Source organism: Colwellia sp. MB3u-4, from assembly GCF_014077065.1.
In the GTDB taxonomy this organism is placed as follows: Bacteria; Pseudomonadota; Gammaproteobacteria; order Enterobacterales; family Alteromonadaceae; genus Cognaticolwellia.
Genome location: NZ_JACGVE010000040.1, coordinates 1 through 24,058 on the forward strand (window position 1 = coordinate 1; position 24,058 = coordinate 24,058).

Annotated in this window: 24 protein-coding genes; 21 read left to right on the top strand and 3 right to left on the bottom strand. The window is 40.2% G+C overall.

Annotation, left to right across the window (positions count from 1 at the left end):
- The 3 genes from H4J61_RS00790 to fliD all read left to right on the top strand — a co-directional run.
- Positions 1-441 (top strand): flagellin (locus H4J61_RS00790; protein WP_259363043.1); only part of this gene is annotated, 441 nt, incomplete at its 5' end.
- 164 nt (positions 442-605) lie between these two features.
- Positions 606-1,022: a flagellar protein FlaG gene (locus tag H4J61_RS00795; protein WP_182182816.1), complete on the top strand. Its 417-nt coding sequence runs from the start codon at positions 606-608 to the stop codon at positions 1,020-1,022.
- 134 nt (positions 1,023-1,156) lie between these two features.
- A complete protein-coding gene (gene fliD / locus H4J61_RS00800; protein WP_182182818.1) occupies positions 1,157-2,581 on the top strand; it encodes a flagellar filament capping protein FliD in 1,425 nt (474 codons plus the stop codon).
- A gap of 1,300 nt (positions 2,582-3,881) precedes the next feature.
- Here fliD and H4J61_RS00805 read toward each other — a convergent pair.
- The 3 genes from H4J61_RS00805 to H4J61_RS00815 form a co-directional block, all read right to left on the bottom strand.
- Positions 3,882-4,334, bottom strand: a complete 453-nt coding sequence (locus H4J61_RS00805) for a hypothetical protein (protein WP_182182820.1) — start codon at positions 4,332-4,334, stop codon at positions 3,882-3,884.
- Entirely contained in the window at positions 4,334-4,732 is a 399-nt protein-coding gene (gene fliS / locus H4J61_RS00810) for a flagellar export chaperone FliS (protein ID WP_182182822.1), read from the bottom strand. The genes H4J61_RS00805 and fliS overlap by 1 nt, the downstream gene beginning before the upstream one ends.
- A gap of 71 nt (positions 4,733-4,803) precedes the next feature.
- Positions 4,804-5,088: a hypothetical protein gene (locus H4J61_RS00815; RefSeq protein WP_182182824.1), complete on the bottom strand. Its 285-nt coding sequence runs from the start codon at positions 5,086-5,088 to the stop codon at positions 4,804-4,806.
- Between the two features lie 457 nt (positions 5,089-5,545).
- On the opposite strand from H4J61_RS00815, the gene H4J61_RS00820 reads away from it, so the two are divergent.
- From H4J61_RS00820 to flhB, 18 genes are all read left to right on the top strand, one after another.
- Positions 5,546-7,036 carry a sigma-54 dependent transcriptional regulator gene (locus H4J61_RS00820; protein WP_182182826.1) on the top strand — a complete coding sequence of 497 codons (1,491 nt, stop codon included), beginning with the start codon at positions 5,546-5,548 and terminating at the stop codon, positions 7,034-7,036.
- 343 nt (positions 7,037-7,379) lie between these two features.
- A complete protein-coding gene (locus H4J61_RS00825) occupies positions 7,380-8,588 on the top strand; it encodes a PAS domain-containing sensor histidine kinase (RefSeq protein WP_182182828.1) in 1,209 nt (402 codons plus the stop codon).
- Positions 8,575-9,915, top strand: coding sequence for a sigma-54 dependent transcriptional regulator (locus H4J61_RS00830; RefSeq protein ID WP_182182831.1), 1,341 nt, complete (start codon positions 8,575-8,577; stop codon positions 9,913-9,915). Before H4J61_RS00825 ends, H4J61_RS00830 begins: the two co-directional genes overlap by 14 nt.
- A gap of 271 nt (positions 9,916-10,186) precedes the next feature.
- Complete coding sequence (fliE, locus tag H4J61_RS00835) at positions 10,187-10,531, top strand: flagellar hook-basal body complex protein FliE (protein WP_182134796.1); 345 nt, start codon at positions 10,187-10,189, stop codon at positions 10,529-10,531.
- Between the two features lie 47 nt (positions 10,532-10,578).
- Positions 10,579-12,300 carry a flagellar basal-body MS-ring/collar protein FliF gene (fliF, locus tag H4J61_RS00840; protein WP_182182833.1) on the top strand — a complete coding sequence of 574 codons (1,722 nt, stop codon included), beginning with the start codon at positions 10,579-10,581 and terminating at the stop codon, positions 12,298-12,300.
- Positions 12,293-13,345 carry a flagellar motor switch protein FliG gene (gene fliG, locus H4J61_RS00845; protein ID WP_182182836.1) on the top strand — a complete coding sequence of 351 codons (1,053 nt, stop codon included), beginning with the start codon at positions 12,293-12,295 and terminating at the stop codon, positions 13,343-13,345. Before fliF ends, fliG begins: the two co-directional genes overlap by 8 nt.
- A 24-nt stretch (positions 13,346-13,369) precedes the next feature.
- Positions 13,370-14,164 carry a flagellar assembly protein FliH gene (fliH, locus tag H4J61_RS00850; protein WP_259363044.1) on the top strand — a complete coding sequence of 265 codons (795 nt, stop codon included), beginning with the start codon at positions 13,370-13,372 and terminating at the stop codon, positions 14,162-14,164.
- A gap of 159 nt (positions 14,165-14,323) precedes the next feature.
- The gene (fliI, locus tag H4J61_RS00855) at positions 14,324-15,679 is read left to right on the top strand and encodes a flagellar protein export ATPase FliI (protein WP_182134802.1); all 1,356 of its coding nucleotides are present in this window, start codon (positions 14,324-14,326) and stop codon (positions 15,677-15,679) included.
- 28 nt (positions 15,680-15,707) lie between these two features.
- The gene (fliJ, locus tag H4J61_RS00860) at positions 15,708-16,142 is read left to right on the top strand and encodes a flagellar export protein FliJ (RefSeq protein ID WP_182182837.1); all 435 of its coding nucleotides are present in this window, start codon (positions 15,708-15,710) and stop codon (positions 16,140-16,142) included.
- A gap of 294 nt (positions 16,143-16,436) precedes the next feature.
- Complete coding sequence (locus tag H4J61_RS00865; RefSeq protein ID WP_182182840.1) at positions 16,437-17,954, top strand: flagellar hook-length control protein FliK; 1,518 nt, start codon at positions 16,437-16,439, stop codon at positions 17,952-17,954.
- A 101-nt stretch (positions 17,955-18,055) separates the two neighbouring features.
- Positions 18,056-18,589: a flagellar basal body-associated protein FliL gene (gene fliL, locus H4J61_RS00870; protein WP_182134808.1), complete on the top strand. Its 534-nt coding sequence runs from the start codon at positions 18,056-18,058 to the stop codon at positions 18,587-18,589.
- Positions 18,590-18,731: 142 nt separating this feature from the next.
- Positions 18,732-19,793 (top strand): flagellar motor switch protein FliM, encoded by a 1,062-nt coding sequence (gene fliM / locus H4J61_RS00875; protein ID WP_182134810.1) that lies wholly within the window; start codon positions 18,732-18,734, stop codon positions 19,791-19,793.
- 165 nt (positions 19,794-19,958) lie between these two features.
- Complete coding sequence (fliN, locus tag H4J61_RS00880; RefSeq protein ID WP_182134812.1) at positions 19,959-20,351, top strand: flagellar motor switch protein FliN; 393 nt, start codon at positions 19,959-19,961, stop codon at positions 20,349-20,351.
- Positions 20,352-20,357: 6 nt separating this feature from the next.
- Positions 20,358-20,822 (top strand): flagellar biosynthetic protein FliO, encoded by a 465-nt coding sequence (fliO, locus tag H4J61_RS00885; protein ID WP_182134814.1) that lies wholly within the window; start codon positions 20,358-20,360, stop codon positions 20,820-20,822.
- Positions 20,806-21,603: a flagellar type III secretion system pore protein FliP gene (gene fliP / locus H4J61_RS00890; RefSeq protein ID WP_182134816.1), complete on the top strand. Its 798-nt coding sequence runs from the start codon at positions 20,806-20,808 to the stop codon at positions 21,601-21,603. The genes fliO and fliP overlap by 17 nt, the downstream gene beginning before the upstream one ends.
- Complete coding sequence (fliQ, locus tag H4J61_RS00895) at positions 21,603-21,872, top strand: flagellar biosynthesis protein FliQ (protein ID WP_182182842.1); 270 nt, start codon at positions 21,603-21,605, stop codon at positions 21,870-21,872. Before fliP ends, fliQ begins: the two co-directional genes overlap by 1 nt.
- Positions 21,873-21,874: 2 nt before the next feature.
- Entirely contained in the window at positions 21,875-22,660 is a 786-nt protein-coding gene (gene fliR, locus H4J61_RS00900) for a flagellar biosynthetic protein FliR (RefSeq protein ID WP_182134818.1), read from the top strand.
- Positions 22,660-23,790 carry a flagellar biosynthesis protein FlhB gene (gene flhB, locus H4J61_RS00905; RefSeq protein WP_182134820.1) on the top strand — a complete coding sequence of 377 codons (1,131 nt, stop codon included), beginning with the start codon at positions 22,660-22,662 and terminating at the stop codon, positions 23,788-23,790. Before fliR ends, flhB begins: the two co-directional genes overlap by 1 nt.
- Positions 23,791-24,058: the final 268 nt, after the last annotated feature.

Consider the following 24,058-nt stretch of genomic DNA (forward strand, 5'->3'; position numbering starts at 1 on the left):
GGCGGAACCGATAGTTCAGCCGGTACTTCAAGTTTTTCATCTAAATTAGAATTAAGTAGTAATGACACATTCTCAATTTCAGGTACGACGGGAACTATTTCAGGAGATACAGGCTCTACTCAAACCAAAATATCTTCATTAGATATATCAACAGGTGCAGCTAGTGCACAAAGTGCACTAGCAACTATCGATTCGGCATTGGCTCAAATTGATAACCAAAGAGCTGATTTAGGTGCGGTGCAAAACCGTTTTGACTATACCATCAGTAATTTATCTAATATTCAAGAAAATTTATCCGCGTCACGTGGCCGTATTCAAGACACTGACTTTGCGGTAGAAACAGCAAACTTGACTAAGAGCCAAATATTGCAACAAGCAGGTACGTCAATCTTGTCGCAAGCTAACCAATTACCACAAGCCGCATTAAGCTTGTTAGGTTAGGTCTCCAGCTCACACTAGTATAGATTTTATGTTAGTGGCATAAGTGAAGGAAGGGGCCATTAACCCTTCCTTTTTGCGTTTTATCGTTAATGAAATGTCACCTTAAAGTAGTATTAATAATAGACAGTAACGTCATGTGTTTAGGTGATAAAAAGGGGTCAGAGATGAATGTAACTAATACCGCCAATACCGTTGCTGATTTAAGTAACTCAACAAACATTGGATTACCAAGTGATAAAGCTGAGCGATCAGCTTTACATAAAGCAGAGGCTGAAAACGATTTAGCAAAAAATACAGCCCGTATTGAAGAGCAAAGTAAAACCAGTATCAGTGAAGCAAGCAAAACACAAGCGATGACACCCAAGCAATTGGAAAAGGTGGCGCAACAATTGCAAGATTTTATGGGTGAAATGAATCGAAGTTTAGAATTTTTAGTCGATAAAGATTCGGGACGCGATGTTATTAAAGTGCTAGATAAAAGCACAGGCGATTTAGTTAAGCAATATCCGTCGGAAGAAGTGTTGGGTATTATTTCTAAATTGTCTAATGCGACGGGTAACTTAATAGATACAGAAATATAAGGTCGATTAACAGTTATATTGACACTTATATTAACGGCTATTATTTACGCTCCATTCGCTATTCTTTTTAATGGCCGTTATTTATTCAGGTATACTTTTAGCTAGCACTTACTGCAACAAGAATTGGTGAAATTATGGTAGATATTGCCTTTACAGGTATAGGCTCAGGCCTTCAGGTTTCTGAAATTGTTGACGCGATTGTCGGGGCTGAACGGGCACCGTTTGAAAGTCGTTTAAATCGTCGCGAAGCCGCAATAACAACAGATATTTCTGCTGTTGGTGCGTTAAAAGGTGGCTTGCAAAATGTCGCTGACGCTATCGAAAATTTAGCCAGTACAGATAAATATCAACAAAGAAATATCACTGGCTCGGATGATTTTGTTGCACTAAGCAGTACAAAAAGCGCTGAAGTTGGTAGTTATTCTGTTCAGGTTGACCAACTAGCCAGCACGCATAAACTCGTTTCGGCGGGCATTGACAGTAGCGAAGCTGTGGGTGAAGGTACCTTAACTTTTGCTTCAGGTAGTAACAGTTTTGATATTAGCGTATCAAGCAGTGCAATATTAGGTGATATTCGCGACTCGGTTAACGACAGCCTAGATAACGACGCAATTACCGCCACTATTATTACCGATGATAACGGCCAACATCTTGTTTTTACCAGCAAAGAAACCGGTCTTGCTAACGCCATTAAAGTGACGACCAACGATGTTTCTGACGGTAACAATACTGACAATGCGGGCTTATCTCGTTTAGCTTATGATGCTGACTCAGCCTCGCCTACCTTTGCCAAAAATCTTTCAGAAACTAGTGCAGCAACTGACGCAAAAATAACCATCGATGGTGCATTAGTGGTCACCAACAGTAGTAATGAATTTGTTGATGCTATCGACGGCATAACCATTACAGCAAAAAAAGTGCACGATGTTGATGACAATATCAGCAAGGCGAGTGTGTCTGAAAACAATGCTAATATTAAAGCCGGTATTGAAGGCTTTGTAAAAAGTTATAACGAATTGGTTGATCTTAGTAAGCAACTTGGTGCGTCAAGCGAAGATGGAGTAGGCCCACTTGCGGGCGACTCACTATTACGTGGTGTAATGGGTAAGCTACGCCAAGAGCTTAGTAGCTCATTTGCCAGTAGTGGCAGTGACAATTTAACCTTGAACCAATTAGGCATTCGTGCAGACCGCTTTGGCAAATTTGAATTAGATACCGATGATTTAGATGCACAAATAGCATTGAATGTTGAAGGGGTGCAAAACTTTTTTGTTGGCTCTGACGATGTCCCAGGTTTTGCTGCTTCACTTAAAACCTTAACTGACTTTTACACTGAATCAGGTGGTTTAATTGAGGGGCGTATTGACAGTAAAAACAATCAATTAACAAAAATAGATGATGAACGCATTGACTTTACTCGTCGTATCGATTCATTAGAAACACGATTATTCGCACAATATAATGCTATGGACTTGATCGTATCTAATTTGAATGCGACCAGTAGTTATTTAGAACAGCAGCTTGATAACTTGCCAGGTGTGGTAAGAAACAATAATTAACAATCGTTAAAAATAACCATGGACAATTTTTTTGTAGGTCGGACTTTAGTCCGTCAACCGTTAAGCAGGTGACTATGCTGATAGACCAACAAACCTCTGCAGCGGGTATTATGTTGTTGAGCAATTCTTATGTTGAAAATGGTTAAATTTCATTTAACTTGATGGACTGAAGTCCAACCTACATCAAACCTAGAACGAGCCCACATCCAACCTAAATACAAAATCTACATAGTGACTACGAGTGAAAATATACCTTAGGCAATTATTTTGTAGGTCGGACTTCAATCCGTCAACCGATAAGCGGGTGATTAACTTGATAGACCAACAAACCCCTGCAGCAGGCATTATTTTTTTGAGCAATTTCTGTGTTGAAAATGGTTAAATTTCATTTAACTTGTTGGACTGAAGTCCAACCTACATCAAACCTAGATCAAGCCCACATCCAACCTACATCTAGGCTACAACGAACCTAGCTTAAATCTACATAGTGACTACGAGTGAAAATAGAGCCTTGGGCAATTGTTTTGTAGGTCGGACTTCAGTCCGTCAACCGTTAAGCGGGTGATTAACTTGATAGACCAACAAACCCCTGCAGCAGGCATTATTCTTTTGAGCAAATTTTGTGTTGAAAATGGTTAAATTTCATTTAACTTGTTGGACTGAAGTCCAACCTACATCAAACCTACATAGTGACTACGAGTGAAAATATACCTTAGGCAATAATTTTGTAGGTCGGACTTCAGTCCGTCAACCGATAAGCGGGTGATTAACTTGATAGATCAACAAACCCTGCAGCAGGCATTATTTTGTTGAGCAATTTTTATGTTGAAAATGGTTAAATTTCATTTAACTTGATGGACTAAAGTCCAACCTACATCAAACCTACATAGTGACTTCGAGTGAAAATATAGTGTTGGGCAATTGTTTTGTAGGTCGGACTTTAGTCCGTCAACCGTTAAGCGGGTGATTAACTTGATAGATCAACAAACCCCTGCAGCGGGTATTATGTTGTTGATCCGTTTTTATGTTGAAAACGGTTAAATTTCATTTAACTTGTTGGACTGAAGTCCAACCTACATCCAACCGACATCCAGCCTAGATTAAACCTAGATTAAATCTACATAGTGACTTCGAGTGAAAATAGAGCCTTGGGCAATTGTTTTGTAGGTCGGACTTCAGTCCGTCAACCGTTAAGCGGGGGATTATGCTGATAGACCAACAAACCCCTGCAGCAGGTATTATGTTGTTGATCAGTTAAGAAAAGGTGGCATCATAATAATAGTATTATCTATGATTGTCTTTACAGTTTTTGATAGAGATTTATCGCCTTTTTGTTTTTCTTTAAGGTCAAAATTTCTGACTTGGCTGACTGTTGAGTACGATTTACTTTTTCAATAAGTTGGCTGTCGAGTGCCGCCATAGTTTGCAGTTGTGCAAGATGCAATTGCAATTCTTCGGGGCTAAAGTGCTCGAATAACTGATAAATTTTCTCTTCTCTGTTCTTGATCAATTTAAGCAGCTTTGCTGTATTAATTTGCTCGCTGTTATCATGGCTGGTTGACTCTGCAATCGACTTTTTATTATCTCTTACACTGCCTATTCCACCATCTATTTCACTCTCTGCTTCACTCACTATTTCACTATCTGTTTCATTATCACTCTGAACCTGAATATCTGCGGTATCTAAATGCTTAAGGAGCAGTTTAGATACCTCAATAATATCAGTTAAATTTTCAATGGCTGTTAAAGCCACTAGAAGCTTACTTCTTGTTGAGTATCAAGGGGTATGTTATCCCAGCCTGACTTAATAGGGATTAATATTTGAGCAATTTCATTGAGTTTATCAATATCATTACTTACGCTAGCGGCTAGTAATTGTTCTGAGCAATAAACGTAGATAGACGCTAAATTATTTGATATTTCTCCACCTTGTTTAAAATCAAGTGAAGCCTCTAAAACACCTATAATGGAAATGGCATTTGAAATCTCAGTGCCTTTTTTAGCGTAATTTTTTTGGGTAATAGCGCCTTTAGCAGTGGCAATGTTATCAAGTAATTTTTGAAATAACATGGCGACCAATTGATAAGGTGACGCTTGTTGAGCGGTACTTTTGTTAACTTGTTGATATTTCTTTAATGACGCGTGAATCATAGATATCTCCAACTGTAATACAATAATTTTTTATACTAAAATACATTAGATTTAAAATTGAATATTATAAATTATAGTAAAGCTTGGTTATTAATGGTGACAGCTAAACCTTCGCTTTTAGCCTTTTCGTAAGCGGCGAGTAACACACCGTGCTCAATGGCTTTAGGGTCTGCAACTATGCCGTTATCGGCCACTTCAATATTGTCCCAACCGCGTGTTACTAAATAGTCTTCTATCTGGACAAGCTGATCTTCTAGCGGCATATTTACTGAGAACATATTGAACTCATGTCGGTCGCCTTTTTGAAAGCTGCCATTATCTTTCATAAGCTCAGCTGTACCGTTAATAATTAACATCGAATATTCCTATTAAATTTTATTTCTAATCGTGTTGCTCAGACAAGCTTATTTCATGCCACTTTTGATTTAGACTTAAAAAAAACAGTATTGTAATGAAATATAAGCAATTATCTGCTTGTTTAAATATAAAAATAATTCAAATGATTATAGGTAAGCTGAGTTGTTGTTTTTTTGACATGGCCTTAATAGGACCTTTTTTACTTGTGTGCATGTGAGTATTAACCATAAGCTATTTTCGTTACTTACTCTGTATCGGCTGGCTTCTCTTTTACTTTAACTGACAATAAAATGACAGACAAGTGTCAATTTATTGTTGATTAATCATGACAGCAAGTGAATAATGGCGGCAGCTTATAATAATAAATGACTTGTTAGGCTCTTGCGCAAGATCAAAAAGTAAGGTCAACCAACGCAAGATGGGCTAACGTGAAGTCAACCAATACAAAGGCAAAAAATGCAAGAAAAAAAATATATTTTAGTTGTCGATAATGATGCGACAAGACGCCATCAAATAGAAACAGTTTTAGCTTTTGTCGGTGAGTATTTTCATGTTTTTGCTGAAGAAGAAATTGATCAATATCTAGCTGAAGTGCCGAATGTTCTGACCATTATTTTATGTGGTGACGTTTCTGAAAAGTTACAAAATATTATTAAATCTCAGCCAACCTACCCTTTTATTTATCACGATGTTATTGATAGAAAACAACTGAGTGGTTATGTCAATGTGATTGGTGAATTAACCAGACCGCTAAATTATGCACAATTGACCGAGTTAGTGCACCACAGTCACCAATACCATAATAACCTGCCGTCAAAACGTGGTTTTAATCGTCCAAACTCTTTATTTCGCTCTTTGGTGGGTACGAGTAGTGCAATGCAAGAGGTACGATTTTTAATTGAACAAGTGGCCTCTACTTCGGCCAGTGTCTTAATTTTAGGTGAGTCGGGCACAGGTAAAGAGGTGGTTGCGCGTAATATTCATAACTTGTCAGAGCGAAGTAAAGGGCCATTTGTGCCGGTTAATTGTGGTGCTATTCCTGCTGACTTATTAGAAAGTGAACTGTTTGGCCATGAAAAAGGGGCATTTACCGGCGCTATTTCTACGCGCAAAGGTCGCTTTGAAATGGCGGAAGGCGGCACACTATTTCTGGATGAAATTGGTGATATGCCACAACCCATGCAAGTAAAATTATTACGTGTATTACAAGAACGAACCTTTGAACGGGTAGGTGGCGCTAAAAGTTTAAAAGCTAATGTTCGAATTGTTGCGGCGACACATCAACATTTAGAAGACATGATTAAAACTAATCATTTTCGTGAAGATCTTTACTATCGATTAAATGTTTTCCCTATCGAAACTCCGTCGCTAAGAGAGCGAAAAGAAGATATTCCACTCTTGTTGCAAGAGCTTATTTCACGATTTTCTGCTGAGCAAGGGCAGTCAGTGCGCTTTACGGAACAAGCGATTGAATCGTTAAAAGAGCATACTTGGGCCGGTAATGTGAGAGAACTCTCCAATTTAATTGAACGTATGATTATTATGTATGGCGAGCAGGTGGTTAATGTTGGACAACTACCGTTAAAGTATCAACACTTAGATATAGATGACTATCAACCTGAATATCCTGAAGAGTTACAAGAACGTGAAGCGATTAATGAAATGTTTTCAGGTGCTGATGATGAAGATGAAGATGAAGATGAAGAGGAGGCTATGGCACAAACTAGCTCAGCAGATGCGAGCGCTGATAGTGGCAATATCCTTGATGTTTTACCCAATAATGGTCTGAACCTAAAAGAGTATTTAGCTGATTTAGAAATTTCCTTGATTAACCAAGCCTTAGGTAAAAATGATTGGGTTGTTGCTCGTTCAGCTGAGCTTTTAGGTATGCGCCGTACTACCTTGGTGGAAAAAATGCGTAAATATAATCTCCAAAAAGTCAGTTAATTATTCATTCATAGCTATAAGCGCTAGGTAACAGCAAGACAAGTTAGCGCTGCTTTGTTAGCTTGATTGCGTAAAACGCCCTTGAAATAATGATTATTTCAAGGGCGTTTTACTTTTTAGCACAGCCAATAAAGTCAGTTATACCCATTGTTTAAATACAGATGGTAATAGCGCTTTTAGATCGGCGTTCAGTGTTTTTTTAACGGTTTTATGATGTTAGCCATTTTATTGACAGCCAATGTTAATCGAAATAATGTGCTTTAGTTGCTGAATAATATCAGTTTAATTGGTTGGCATGCTTAATGCTTTGTTCGAGTGTACTTCTTTACTCGGGTAAAATATTATGGCACTTGCCTATTCGACATCGACCAATTCTTCTTCAGCCAATTCTGCGCTGAATCGTGTAGTAACTTCATTTGATGAGGTTAGTTTTAAACGCGAGCAATCCAATCGACTAGAAAGCGAAAACTACGCGGGTGAATTGGCGTACTTACGTCAACAAAACAAACAACTGCAACACGTTATTGATGTTATGCCAACGGGGATGATCATGCTTGATGGCAACGGTATTGTGGTGAAAATTAATGACAGCGCTAAACGTTTGCTTGATGAGCCCATTTTGGGTCAACCTTGGTTTGGTGTAATTAAACGCTCTTTTAAACCCCGCGCTGATGATTGGCACGAGGTTTCGTTAAATGACGGTCGCCGGGTAAAATTAGAAATTACCACTTTAGGCGGTCAACCTGGGCAGTTGATCATGATCACTGACTTAACCGAAACGCGACTTTTACAAGATAAGCTTGGCCAATTACAGCGACTATCGTCTTTAGGGCGTATGGTGTCAAAATTGGCTCATCAAATTCGTACACCATTATCGGCTGCGATGCTATATGGCGCTAATCTACGCAATAAAAAACTCAGCCAAGAGGCACGGGGTAATTTTCAAGACAAATTAATGTTACGTCTACATGACTTAGAGCAGCAAGTTAATGACATGCTGTTGTTTGCTAAAAGTGGCAGTAAAGCGGTTGTTGAACCGGTTAATATTAACCAACTGATTGAGCAAGCCAAGCAAGTCATTGAGCCGCAAGTGAGTCAAGCTGGCGCAAAAGTTAATTTGCATTTTTGCCAACAAGGCTGCGAGATTTTAGGCAATGTGAGTGCCTTGTCGGGGGCAATTCAAAACTTAATACACAATAGTTTATCTGTCATTAAAGCCGATGCCGTTATCAACATTAGTGCTTACTGTCAGGGCGAATATGCCTACATTAGTGTGCGTGATAATGGTCCGGGCATTAGTGGCGAGCTAGCCGATAAAATATTCGAACCTTTTTATACCTCAAGAAGCCAAGGCACAGGTTTAGGCCTAGCGGTGGTAAAATCTGTCACTAATGCACACCAAGGTGAAGTGAGCTTGTTAAGTCAGCCAGGTGAAGGGGCACATTTTTGTATGAAAATACCCTTACTGGTCAGTGAAGAGACTAACGCGGCATTGACTGAGCATGAAAACGAGGCATTTTTGTCTAAGGAGCTTAGTCATGAGCACAAGTAAAATAATGGTTGTTGAAGATGATGCCGGACTGAGAGAGGCACTGGTTGATACTTTGCTGTTAGCGGGCTATCAATGTTTAGCCGTAGACTCAGGTGAAGACGCACTGATAAAACTTAAGTCGCATACCGTCGATTTAGTGGTGAGTGATGTACAAATGGGCGGCATGTCAGGACTGTCGTTATTGAAAAGTATTCGCCATAACTATCCAAAATTGCCGGTATTGATCATGACAGCGTATGGCACTATTGATGATGCTGTACAGGCCATGCGAGACGGTGCACGCAACTACATGGCCAAACCCTTTGCGCCAGAAGTTTTACTCAATATGGTCAGTCAGTATGTGCCGTTACAAGTGAATGATGGTGGCGACCCTATTGTGGCTGATGCGCAAAGTCTTGAGTTATTAAAGCTCGCCAAAAAAGTGGCAAATACTGACGCCTCTGTGATGGTTTTGGGACCTAGTGGCTCAGGTAAAGAAGTGCTGGCACAATATATTCACAATTACTCACCACGTAGCCAAGCGCCTTTTGTCGCGATTAACTGCGCTGCTATTCCTGAAAATATGCTTGAAGCCACTTTATTTGGTTATGAAAAAGGCGCTTTTACTGGCGCTATTCAAGCGTGTCCGGGTAAATTTGAACAAGCGCAAGGCGGCACTATTTTACTTGATGAAATAACCGAAATGGACTTAAGTTTACAAGCCAAAATTTTACGCGTGTTACAAGAGCGAGAAGTAGAACGCATAGGTGGACGTAAAACCATCAGCTTAGATGTCAGAGTAATAGCCACCAGTAATCGCGATTTAAAAGCCGCTGTGCAAAGTGGTATTTTCAGAGAAGACTTATATTATCGACTGAATGTATTCCCATTAACCTGGTTGCCACTTAATGAACGTCGTGATGATATTCTGCCCTTGGCGACCCATCTTATTAGCCGTATTTGTCAAAAAGATGGTAATGTTATTCCTGAATTCACCGCGGCTGCGCGTAGTAAATTACTGGCTTACGACTGGCCGGGTAATGTGCGAGAGTTAGACAATGTTATTCAACGGGCGTTAATTTTACAAAGTGATCGTTGCATTGATGCGAATGATTTATTGATCGATGACTTTGAAACACCCAAGGTAGCAAGTGAGGCAGTAGACGCGGAAAAAAATGACAAACTCGGCAGTGAACTTAAATTACAAGAACATCAAATAATATTGGACACTTTGCATGCTTGTCGCGGTAGTCGTAAAGATGTGGCCGAGCGTTTAGGTATTAGTCCACGCACCTTACGTTATAAAATTGCGCGTATGCGTGATAGTGGTATTAATATCCCACTTTAAGAAAAAATAGGCTTAGTACCTGTTTGTAACAAAAAAACGACGCATTAACGTCGTTTTTTTCGTTTCATGAATTATTTATTTATATTTACGATATTTATTTATTTTTAGTTTCTATCTGATTTTAAAGTCTTTTTAAAAACTTTAAAAGATATTCTAGCTTTTTTATCAGGTGATTTTTTCAATATTTTGCGATATTATTTAGCTTGGCACTATGCTTGCTTTAATCTTAGGTAACATTAAGTAACAAGAAATTGACGAAAGCGAGATAGCCATGGATATTAAAACTAATTCTTTATACGCTCAAATGCAAAGCATGTCGATGGAAGCTATGGGCAATAAACTACCCATAGGTGAAGCAAATGGCATGGGCACACCACCGGTGAGCAAAGCCGGTAGTGACTTTGGTAGCTTATTAAAAGATGCCGTAAATAATGTCAATGAGCTACAACAAGATGCGGGTGCTAAGCGTACCGCTTTTGAACTTGGCGATCGCAGTGTTACTTTGGCTGACACCATGATTTCGGCGTCAAAGGCAGGTATTGCTTTCGATGCGACCGTTCAGGTGCGTAATAAGTTTGTTGAAGCTTATAAAGAAATTATGAGCATGCCGGTATAACGGCTCAGTGGTTAAGCATAAAACGATAGTGACGCGGAGAGAAGTAAGTGGCAGATTCAACAAACAACACAAATTTAACGGTGGCAGATAGTAACAATGACTTAGTCGCCAACGATAGTTTAGATGATGTTGGTGAACAAAAGTCAGGTTTAGCAGCGGCTATGGGTAATGTTGATTTTCTACGTCAAATGACCATAGTGATTGCGCTAGCGATTTGTTTCGCGATTGCTGTGTTTGTTATTATGCTAGCCAATGAAGCAGAATATCGTTTTTTAACTAAATTGCCCACCGAGCAATTAATTAAAACCATGGATTTTCTGGACAGCAAGCAAGTTGAATATCGCCAAGAAAACAACACAATATCGGTAGAAAGTGACCAATACCAAGATGTTAAGTTGATGCTAGCTCGTGGCGGCCTAAGTGATGCGCCTTCTGAGGGCAGCGAAATTCTTATGCAAGATATGGGTTTTGGTGTGAGTCAACGGCTTGAAACTGAACGTTTAAAGCATTCTAGAGAGCAGCAACTTGCCCGAACCATTGAAGAGTTAAAATCTATTTCACGCGCTCGAGTTTTATTAGCCATTCCACGTGAAAATGTTTTCGCTAAACGTGAAAAAAATCCGTCAGCTACTGTGGTACTAACCTTGAGTCGGGGCCGCCTGTTATCTGAAGAAGAAGTTGACGCTGTAGTAGATATTGTCGGATCAGCCGTGCAAAGTTTATCGCCGAATCGGGTCACGGTGACCGACCAAAATGGTCGTTTATTAAATTCTGGCTCACAAGATTCTGTGTCGTCACGCTCACGTAAAGAATTCGAAATTGAACAAAAACGCGAAGCAGAATACATGGATAAGATTGATTCGATCTTAATTCCCGTTGTAGGTTTAGGCAACTTTACCGCCCAAGTTGACGTGGCCATGGACTTTACCAATACTGAAGAAACTCAGCGGCGTTATAATTCAGATTTACCAGCTTTGCGTAGCGAAATGAAAGTTGAAGATAATACCATTGGTGGTTTACTCGGTGGTATTCCAGGTGCGTTAACGAATCAACCACCGCTGGACAGTAATATTCCCGAAGATGCTACGGGCAATGCTCAACAGCAAACCATGCCGGGTCGTAAGCATACAGAGTCGACACGTAATTATGAACTCGACGAGGCTATTAGCTACACCAAACAACAAACCGGCGTTATTCATCGCATTAGTGTCTCTGTTGCCTTAGATTACTTGTCTGAGCTCAATGCTGAAGGTGAACCTGTACCAACACCACGCTCTGTACAAGAAATGGCTAATATTCGTCGTTTATTGCAAGGCAGCATTGGTTTTAACTTACAACGTGGTGATTCATTAGAGGTGGTTACTTTACCGTTTTCTCGCCCAGAAATTATAGCCGTGGCGCCACTAGCATGGTGGAAAGATCCTACTATTTATAAATATGCAAAATTGCTTGGGGCGGTTATCTTAATTGCTATCTTGTTTGTTGCCGTGGTGCGTCCGATGTTAAAACGCCTAATTCATCCCGAAAAAACCCCGAGTGACTACGGTGATAAGTCGCTTGATAGTCATGTTGATTTGGGTGATGAAACCATGGACATGTTATCATCTGACTTTGATGCTGGCTCAATTGGCTTTGCTCCTGATGGTAGTTTACAATTGCCTGATTTACATCGCGATGGCGATATATTAAAAGCGGTACGGGCCTTAGTGGCAAACGAGCCAGAATTATCATCGCAAGTCGTTAAAAGTTGGTTAACCGAAAATGAGTGATGAAAATCAAGAACTAGCAGAGCAACAATCGTCTGGCTATGACGTCAATAAACTTGACGGCGCTGAAAAAGCCGCGATTTTATTGTTGAGTCTTTCAGAAGAAGATGCGGCACAAATACTAAAACACTTAGAGCCCAAGCAAGTGCAAAAAGTGGGTATGATCATGGCCGGTATGGAAGATTTTACTCAACAAAAAATTACCGCTGTGCATAAGTTATTTATTAACGAAATTCAAAATTTTTCTACTATTGGTTTCAAAAGTGAAGAGTTTGTCCGCAAAGCATTAACCGCAGCATTAGGCGAAGATAAAGCCGGTAACCTTATCGATCAAATTGTCAAAGGTGGTGGTGCTAAGGGCCTTGATTCTTTGAAATGGATGGACTCAAAGCAAGTGGCGAACATTATTCGTAATGAACATCCTCAAATTCAAACCATCGTTTTATCTTACCTTGAACCGGATCAATCAGCAGAAATACTGACCCAATTCGCCGACAAAGTGCGCTTGGATCTTATGATGCGTATTGCTAATTTAGAAGAAGTTCAACCCGCGGCATTGCAAGAATTAAATGAGATCATGGAAAAACAATTTGCCGGTCAAGCGGGTGCACAAGCCGCGAAAATGGGCGGCTTGAAAGCGGCTGCAGACATCATGAACTATTTAGACAATAATGTTGAAGGTATGTTGATGACTTCAATTCGCGAACATGACGAAGAAATGAGTCAGCAAATACAAGACCTTATGTTTGTCTTTGAAAACCTTGCCGATGTTGACGACCGAGGTATCCAAGCCATTTTAAGAGAAGTTCAGCAAGATGCGCTCATGAAAGCAATAAAAGGTGCTGATGAAGCCTTAAAAGAAAAAATTATGGCCAATATGTCTAAACGTGCTGCAGAAATGCTAGCGGATGATCTTGAAGTGATGGGGCCAGTACGCATTAGTGAAGTTGAAGCCGCGCAAAAAGAAATTTTGGCGGTTGCACATCGATTATCTGATGCCGGTGAAATTATGTTAGGCGGCGGCGGTGGCGGCGATGAATTCTTATAATCAAACATCAGAGAGTGTAACCTAATGGCAGCAGATTCTGAGCCAAGCACTGGGGCGATGGCGGAAAAAAAAATTGAAAAGGTTGATACCTGGTCAGCACCTAATGTGCAACCAGACGAAGATACAAAGGTTAATAAAACTAATGCCTTAGGCCAGCCAATGAACTGGCGTTATGAGCCACCAGAAGAGACAGAAGTCAATGAGCCTGTGCCGTTAACGGCACAAGACATGGAAGACATTCGTCAAGCCGCATTTGAAGAAGGCTTTAGTGAGGGAAAAGCAGAGGGTTTTGCTAAAGGTTTTGATGAAGGTAAAACCAGTGGTCATGAAGCGGGTCTTATTTCAGGTAGTGAAGAAGGTGTGATACAAGGTTTAGCCGAAGGTAAAGAAACCAGCGAACAACAAATCGCGGCAATGCAAACCCTATTAGACCAATTACATCAGCCTTTGCTTAATGTTGAAAAAAATGTTGAAGCGCAACTATTACAGTTAGTCGTGCAACTAACCCAAGCGGTGACTAAGCATGAAGCGAAAACTAACCCAGATATTTTATTATCGGCTATCGCTGAAGGTATTAAAGCCTTACCGGCACAAGAGTCTCAAACCCAAATTTTATTGCATCCCACAGACATTAAATTGGTAGAAGAACAATTTGGTGCAGCACATATTCAAGAACAAGGTTGGTGTTTATTGGCTGCGCCACAATTAAGCCCCGGGAGTTGTCAAATTGAAAACAGCACTTCTAATATTGATCTGAGTGTTAAATCACGTTTGAATGAGGTTTTGGACTCGTTTTTACTAGAAGCTTTACATCAATAAGCTATATATCAAAAAACTTATATCAAGAAACTTATATCAAGAAAGCGGGTCTCAAGAAAAAATAAGTCATGAAACTTACAAAAATAAACCCGACACACCTTAACTATCTAACGACAAATATTGTCCTGTTAAACTTTATCAATAAGCGTAAAAATTTCTATGGTTGATATAAATCGCATAACTGAACGTTTAAAAAATAGTGAAAAATTTATTCACCCGCACAGTGTCTCTGTTGCCGGGCGTTTAGTGCGTGTGGTGGGTTTAACTTTAGAAGCGGTTGGCGTTAAAGCCGCGGTTGGTAGCCAATGTTTGGTGGAAACCTCACAAGGCGAGCTGATTGCAGAAATTGTTGGCTTTGCCCAAGATATAACATTTTTAATGCCAGAACAAAGCTTGCAAGGGGTATTACCTGGCGCACGAGTCGTGCCTTTATCGACTAAAGCACGTTTACCCTTATCAATGGACTTGTTAGGCCGAGTTATTGACGGTGTTGGCAAACCGCTTGACGGTAAAGGGCCGATTAAAGCATCTGATAGTTATCAATATGACAGTACACCGATCAATCCCTTATCACGACGAGCCATTACCGAGCCCCTAGATGTTGGAGTGCGCTCGATTAACAGTTTTCTAACCGTTGGTGTTGGGCAACGAATGGGCTTGTTTGCGGGCTCAGGTGTTGGTAAAAGTGTGCTGTTAGGTATGATGACACGTGGCACAAACGCTGATGTTATTGTCGTGGGTTTAATTGGCGAGCGTGGACGAGAAGTTAAAGAATTTATTGAAGAAATTTTGGGTGAAGAAGGTCGTGCGCGTTCTGTGGTGGTGGCAGCACCGGCCGATAATTCAGCGTTAATGCGGCTTAAGGGCTGTGAAACCGCAGTGCAGATCAGCGAATACTTTCGTGACCAAGGTTTAAATGTTTTATTGCTGGTAGATTCACTGACCCGTTATGCACAAGCGCAGCGCGAAATAGCACTAGCGGTAGGCGAGCCACCGGCAACGAAAGGTTATCCGCCATCCGTTTTCTCTAAATTACCCCAACTCGTTGAGCGAGCCGGCAATGGCGGGGACGGCCAAGGTTCAATCAGTGCATTTTTTACTGTATTAACCGAAGGTGATGATTTACAAGACCCGATTGCTGATGCTGCCCGTGCCATTTTAGACGGTCATATTGTTTTGTCTCGAAAATTAGCTGATGCCGGGCATTATCCAGCGGTTGATATTGAAGGCTCAATTAGTCGAGTTATGCCGATGGTAACCAGCCAAGAACATCAGCAACTTGCTAGGCAACTACGGCAGATTTATGCCTTATATCAAGAAAATAAAGACTTGATTGCCATTGGCGCCTACAGCAGAGGGACGGATCCAAGAATAGATCAATCGATTGACTTGCAACCCGTGATTCAATTTTTTTTGCAGCAAAAAACGCTTGAAATTATTCCTTATGATCAAAGTTTAACTCAGCTGCAGGAAGTATTAGCGGCAGCGCAAGCTCATGCCAATAAAAATCAGTAGACACAATAACGAATAGGTCACTAAACCGATGAAACAGTTGAACACCTTACATAAGTATGAACTTGATAAAGAACAAAAAGCCTCACAAGCATTACAAGTGGCAGAGGTCGATTATGAACAAAACAAAGCGCGTTTAAAAAGTGTTAGCGATTATCGTTTAGAATATATGCGCCGGCTTAATCAGCGTTCAATCGAGGGTATTGATAGTGCAACATATAGCCATTTTCATGCTTTTATCGCGAAACTAGATAACGCCTCTCAACAGGTTAAAGTTGCGGTTCATCAAGCGAAAGCATTAGTTGAAACTCGAAAAAAACAATGGTTAGAGCAAAGACAAAAAATACAAGCGGTAGAATTACTACGTAATAAAAAACTGGCCGCGCTGCAATTAGTCGCTAATAAAAAAGAACAAAAAATGTTTGATGAAATGGCGACACAACAATTTGTTCGCCGCCGCCGCTAAACTCTGCCATTTTAATAATAGAAACAATAGAAACAATAGATTAAGTACTTGAGTAAACCCCATCAGCATCAAGATTCAAACTCAAGGCTTGTTATTGATGCTTTTATATTTAGTTCACTTTAAGATTTAGCGCTGAACTGCCTATTAGAGCGGCACGATTTGGTCACAGGTAGAGACAAGCAGGATCATACTGCCTTCTCTCTTGAAAATTATTTTTGGAATGAATATTGCTTAATTAACAATAGAAATAATTTATTAAATTGTGCTTAAGTCTACATTTAAGAAAGGTCTGTTATGTCTCAAATGAATATATTGTCTACTGATGCTGGCCAAAGCCTTGACACCCCTGGTGCTAAAGGTGGGTCGTCAATAAAAAGTCAAGCTAAAAGCAACGCATTTAATGATGCGATGGAGCAACACTATTTAAGAAAAAAAGCGGAAGAGTCAGAGCAAAATACTGAGCCATATGGCAATTTTGTCTCTAAAGCGGCAGAACAACACCAACAGGCTTTAAAAAGCGAGCGTTTAGCCAAGGGCAATGAAGTTGATGATGATCATACTTTACCCGTGCCTTTACCGATAGACGATGCCAAAAATCTCTCTGCGCCAAACGCTGAGCTAAAATCCTATCTTGGCTTTCAAACTCAAACTGAACATCAAGCTCAAACCCAAAGTGACTTAGCGAGCAATGTTGAAAATGATGACGCGGTTGATTTATTAAAAATGTTAAGTGGTGCAGGGCAATTGTTGACAAAATCTGCAGCAAATAATACTGCTGAAGGGAAAGTGCCGGGCGACGTTACATCAGGCTATATGCAAACAACCACTGCCGGCACAACGTCCTTAACGAGTGAGCAAGCTAGCATTGATGATGCCGAGCTAATGGCAAAGCAAGCAGGTATAAAAGCATTAACTGAAGAAGGCAATGCCGGTTTAGATAAAACCCAAGGTGTTGACCAATTAGCTAACAATAGCGCATTGCAAAATAGTGCCAGCGATAAAGCGAGTGAATTTAAACCTGGTAGCGATATCGAAGCCGCAAAAACTCATCTTGTTAATCAAAGTACAGCTACTGTGGTATCAACATCGGTTACGGATACAAAACTTGATACTAATCAGAAAACAGCGGTAAATGAAGACGTTGATAAATTAGCCAGTGCCATGCTCGAGGCACAAAAAACCGCTAAAACTGAGGGCGACAAGCTAACACCACAAGTTGACAAAGTGGCGTCAGTGTTTAATCAAACATTAGTCGATCAAGCCAAGCCGCTGACAAGTGCTGCGGAGTTAGCTGCCCAGCAAGAGCAAAGTTTTGAAAGTACGGTAAATCAATTAACGACAAATACTGTCTCAACACAAAAATCATTTGCCACTATGCAGACTGAGACTATTGCTATTTACCGTAAAGATTTTGCCGATGCTGTTAAAGATAAAGTGATGGTGATGATCAACCAAAAAATTCAACAAGTGGAAATTCAACTTGACCCACCAGAGATGGGTAATATTCATGTGCGAGTGAATTTACAAAATGAGCAAGCCGCGGTGCAATTTGTGGTGCAAAACCAGCAAGCAAGAGAGGCTTTAGAGCAAAATATGGGCAAGTTACGCGATATGTTAGCTGAAAGTGGTGTTGATGTTGGGGAGGCAAATATCGAACAGCGCGAAGCAAAAGAGCAAGATGGTGATGGTTTTGACAGCCAGTCTAACAAGGGTCAAAATGCCCAGTCGGCTGAAGACAGTTTCAGTGAAAATGATAACGCAATAGTGAATGTGCTCAAAGCTTCGTCAACCGGTATCGATTACTATGCTTAATTCATGAATACACTGACAATACTTGATAAACCCTTTGGATTAGCAGCTATTCAACGATATAGTTTAACAATAGATATAAAAACTTTTCACAGGTAGAAACCATGGCAGACGAAAAAGAACTTAAGCTGGATAACCCAGGTAAGAAGAAAAAGTTGATTATCATTATCGCCATTGTTGCCGTTTTGGCTATTGCTGGCGGTGCGGCTGCGTTTTTTATCTTTGGTGGTGATAATGACATTTCACAAGCTGAGATCGATGCGGCTTTAGACACAGGCGCTGAAAACGAAGCGGTAAAAGTCGTAGGTGCTCAACTTGGCTCAGCTTTGTATGTGCCTATGCCAAGACATTTTCGCTTTAATGTACCTGGAATCGCTCGCGATCGCTTTGTTGAAATTCGTGTACAGTTGTTGGTGCGAGGCGCTGAAAATGAAGAAATCGCTAAAAAACATGTACCCTTAATTGAAAGTGCCTTGTTAGGTGTTTTCTCAAAGTCGAATGCTGATGATCTAGCAACAAGTGCAGGAAAAGTAGCTTTAAAGCAAAAGTCTTTAGTAGCAGTTCAGAAAGTAATGACTGAAATTGAAGGGAGTACAGTGGTTGAAAAAGTACTCTTTACCGGCTTTGTCATGCAGTAATTCCTTTGAAGAAAAATAGCCGCGAATAGATTGCTTGGTTGATTGAAGCTTTTGATTGAATTTTTGATTAAACTTTTGCTTAAGTTAACGGCTATGGTTTGTGAACAGTGTAACTAAACTAACAAGATAAAGAGACTATTGAGTGAGTGATTTATTATCTCAAGATGAAATTGATGCACTTTTACACGGTGTTGATGATGTTGAAGAAGATGAAACTTTAGAGGACTCTGCTAATTCAGGAGAGACCTCTGATTACGATTTTTCTTCGCAAGATCGCCTTGTTCGTGGCCGCATGCCAACGTTGGAGATGATCAACGAACGTTTTGCACGTCATATGCGTATTAGTTTATTTAATATGATGCGTCGCACCGCAGAAGTTTCTATTAACGGTATCCAAATGATCAAGTTTGGAGAATACGTACATACTTTATTTGTGCCAACCAGTTTAAATATGGTGCGCTTTCGGCCTTTAAAAGGCACGGCACTAATTACCATGGAAGCGCGACTGGTTTTTATATTAGTGGACAATTTTTTTGGTGGTGATGGTCGATATCATGCGAAAATTGAAGGACGTGAATTTACTCCCACTGAACGCCGTATTGTGCAAATGTTGTTAAAAATTATCTTTGAAGATTATAAAGTAGCATGGTCACCTGTGATGGATGTTTCATTTGAATATCTTGATTCAGAAGTTAATCCCTCGATGGCAAATATTGTTAGTCCAACTGAAGTGGTGGTGATTAGTTCTTTTCATATTGAACTTGATGGTGGTGGCGGTGATTTTCATGTGGTTTTACCGTATGCAATGTTAGAGCCTATTCGCGAATTACTTGATGCCGGTTTACAAACTGATAAAGAAGATACTGATATGCGTTGGTCGAAGGCCCTGCGTGATGAAATTATGGACGTGTCGGTCGAGATATCAACTAAATTCATCGAAGTGACCTTGCCATTGCAAAAAATTATGGACCTTAAAGCCGGTGACATTATTCCCATTGATATGCCTGAACATATTACTGTATTAATAGAAAAATTACCGTCATTTAGGGCTCAACTTGGTCAAAGTCGTAATAATTTAGCGCTGAAAATAGAATCAAAAATTAAGCGTCCGGAATCAGTTAAATCAGAGCTAACTATCTTGACGAAAGGTGGTAAGCGTTTAGACAGTGATGCCGAGCTGCATTTATTAGACGATTATTTATAACAAGTCTGGGTAAGTAATATTGATAAAACATGATTGATAAAACAGGCTTGATAAAACAGGACTGATTAACTCTGGTGTAAAAATTGTATAACGGCATAATAGAAAATAACAAACGAGTAGTGTAAGTATTTTGACGCTACTCGATGAAAATTGAGGCAAAATAGTATGAGTACAGAAAACAAAGATGATTTAGGTATGTGGGATGAAGCGATGGATGAGCAAGCTAGTGCAGAAGCGGCTAAAGCGGTTGAATTGGAAGAGTTAGAAGAAGATAGTGGCAATATCTCAGGTGCAGAAAAGCGTAAGCTCGATGCGATTCTAGACATACCTGTTACCATCTCTATGGAAGTAGGACGTAGTCATATTAGTATTCGAAATTTGCTACAGCTGAACCAAGGCTCGGTTGTTGAACTTGACCGTGTTGCAGGTGAATCATTAGATGTGATGGTCAATGGCACCTTAATCGCTCATGGTGAAGTGGTTGTGGTTAATGATAAATTTGGTATTCGCTTGACTGATGTTATTAGCCAAGTTGAACGTATTAAAAAGTTAAAATAGTCACTAATGAAAAAAACTTTATCAGGACTTTTAAGCTGGTTGGCTTTTGCAGCCTTTGCCCATGCGCAAGAGGTTGTTAGCGATGTTGCTTTAACTGAGGATGTTCCGGTTGAAGTGGGCAAGCATGTTGCCACTAATATGAATTCTATGAGCATGATTATGTCATTACTGATGGTGCTGGCGGTGATTGTTATTAGTGCCATGATATTAAAGCGTTTTCAAGGCGTACGTCAAACTCACCATGGCTTAAAAATAGTCACAAGTTTACACCTTGGGGCAAAAGAGAAGTTAGTGGTGGTGCAAGCTGGAGATAAACAATTATTGCTTGGGGTCACCACACAGCAGGTAACCTTGTTAGAAACCCTTGATGAACCCTTGGTGAATGCCACAGAAAACAGTGTTGATTTTGCTCAGTCGTTAGCAAAACTATTCAAACAAAAAGCTATAAAAACTTATGATAAACAAAAATAAAAAATCATTATTATCGTTAAACAAAATCGTCACTTTACTGGTGACGATTTTGTCGTTTTTACTCATTAGCAATACTAGTTTTGCCGCCGATGGCCTTTCATTATCAGCGTTAACCTTGACCACTAATCCGGATGGTTCGCAAGAATACTCAGTTACCTTACAAATATTAATTTTTATGACCGCGCTAGGTTTCATACCGGCAGCGGTGATCATGATGACGTCGTTTACCCGCATTGTGGTGGTCATGGCGATTTTACGGCAAGCTTTTGGTTTACAACAAACCCCGTCTAATCAGGTTATTATTGGCATTACTTTGTTTATGACCTTATTTATTATGACGCCGGTCTATAACGAAATTAATGCTCGGGCGATTCAACCTTACTTACAAGACCAATTAACCTCGGTTGAGGCGATTAATAAAGCTAAAGTGCCATTACGGGCGTTTATGTTAGAGCAAACACGTATTAAAGATCTGGATACCTTGGCCCAAATGGCAGGTATAACACAAGTTGATAAACCAACAGATTTACCGATGACAGTGATCATTCCAGCCTTTGTTATTAGTGAGTTAAAAACGGCATTTCAAATTGGCTTTATGTTATTTATTCCATTTTTAATCATAGATTTAGTGGTGGCCAGTATCTTAATGGCGATGGGGATGATGATGCTATCGCCGATGATCGTATCTTTGCCGTTTAAGTTAATGCTATTTGTGCTGATTGATGGCTGGAATTTAGTGATAGGTACACTGGCAACAAGTTACGGTATGGGAGCCACGTAATGGGTCCTGAGGTATTTGTTGATATTTTACGAGATGCACTGTTTCTAGTGATTGTACTGGTGAGTGCCGTTATTGTACCAAGCCTGATTATTGGTTTGGTTGTAGCAGTATTCCAAGCCGCTACCTCGATAAATGAACAAACCTTGAGTTTTTTACCGCGTTTAATTGTGACTTTGCTGTCTTTAATTATAGGCGGACATTGGTTGGTACAAAAACTAATGGATTATACCATTCGACTCATCGGTAGCATCCCTAGCGTAGCCAGTTAGCGATGGAGTTCACTGAGTCAATTATTAATCAAAGCATGGCTGATTTTTTGCTGCCGTTTACACGTATTTCAGCCATGGTGATGTCAATGATAGGCTTAGGGGCAAAAGCCATTCCTGGACGGGTGAAATTGTTTCTTTGCTTGGCAGTCACGGTCGCGGTTATGCCAGCATTACCGCCTGCTCGTGTTGATAATATGTTTTCATTGGCGACAACATTGCTCATTGGTGAGCAAATGATTATCGGCATCATGCTCGGTTTTGTCACCGTGATGGTGGTTAATACTTTTACCTTAGCGGGCCAAATTATCGCGATGCAAACGGGTTTAGGTTTTGCCTCGCTTGTTGACCCCGCCAGTGGCACAAGCGTGCCGGCTGTAGGTCAGTTCTTTTTAATTTTATCATCATTATTGTTTTGGACAATGGATGGCCACTTAGCTTATTTACAGTTTGTGGTCGCCAGTTTCGACACTATTCCTATTCCTGCCCCAGAATTTTCCAGTATCAAATTTAAAGAAATCGCCCAATGGGGTGGATGGATGTTTGCAACCGCATTGTCACTCGCCATAGCACCTTTAACGGCGATGTTATTAATTAACTTTTCATTTGGCATTATGACCCGAGCAGCGCCGCAATTGAATATTTTCGCTATTGGCTTTCCTGTCACCATGTGTGCAGGATTATTAATTATGTGGTTAACCATGGGTAATTTTTATAGTCATTTTGTTATGCAATGGCAACGGGCTTTAGATTTTAGCTGTTATCTTATCGATTGTGGAGCCGCGCCCTAATGGCTGAATCTGATAGCGGTGAAAAAACCGAAGAACCCACGGCGAAAAAACTTTCTGACGCGAGAAAAAAAGGCCAAATAGCGCGTTCAAAAGATTTAGGCACTATGTTTGTTTTAGTCGGCAGTGCGGCGGCATTGATGCTGATGGGCAATTCTTTGGTTGAGGGCCTAGCAAAGATGATGACTCGTCTGCTGAGTCTAAGTCGGAAAGAAACCATGGATGTGCATGCTTTATATCAAGTGATCAGTGATAGTATCAGTGCAATAACGGTACCTTTTCTTTGGATACATATTATTATTGTTATTGCGGCCTTTATTGGCAACATGCTGCTGGGCGGTATCAGTTTTTCTTGGGAAGCTATGGCACCCAAAGCCAGTAAACTTTCGCCGATGGCTGGGTTTAAACGCATGTTTGGTGTGCAATCCTATGTTGAACTTATTAAGTCAATTCTTAAGTTTTTTGTGGTTTTTATTTCAGCATATTTATTACTGAGTAGTTTGTTTGGCCAAATATTGAGTTTAAGTACGGAGAATATTCCGGATAATTTTGCTCATGCGGTGTCATTACTGATGTGGATGTTTTTAGCCTTAGCGTTTTCAATTGGTATTATTGTGGTTATTGATGCGCCATATCAAGTGTGGAATCATAATCGGCAATTAAAAATGAGCATGCAAGAAATTAAAGATGAAATGAAAAGCTCTGAAGGTAGCCCAGAAACAAAAGGTCGGATTAGAAGGGCGCAATATGAAATGTCACAACGGCGCATGATGCAAGACGTACCCCAATCTGATGTGGTGATCACCAACCCAACCCATTATTCAGTAGCGCTTAAATATGACACTGAAGCGGGTGGCGCACCGGTATTAGTCGCTAAAGGCATAGATGAAATGGCCTTACATATTCGTACCATTGCCAAAGAGCATAATATTGAGGTTGTGGCATCTCCAGCTTTAGCTCGATCCTTATATTACACCGCAGAGCCCAATGAAGAAATCCCAGAACAATTATTTGCGGCAGTAGCACAAATACTGGCATTTATTTTTCAGTTGAGTGCCCATAAAAAAGGTCAGGCGCGCCGACCCAAACCTGTGGCCAAAAACTTACCCATCCCAGATGAATTTCGCTATTAATTCTGACGAAAAAAAAGGTCGGGATTAGCTTTCAGTAAAAAGACATCGCTGTCGGTCGGTAGTTAAACAATTAGTCATCAGCTGTCAGTAAAATATTGGACAGTTTTAAGCAACAATAACCCCCAATCCACATCAGCGGCCATAGGCGTTATCTAATTCGGATTAACTGTCGACCTAGAATAAAATTTTGTCGTTTATGCATTACGATTTTTTTATATGAACAAGAACTGATCAATAGTGATACTAAAAAATAAAAAATAAAAAATAA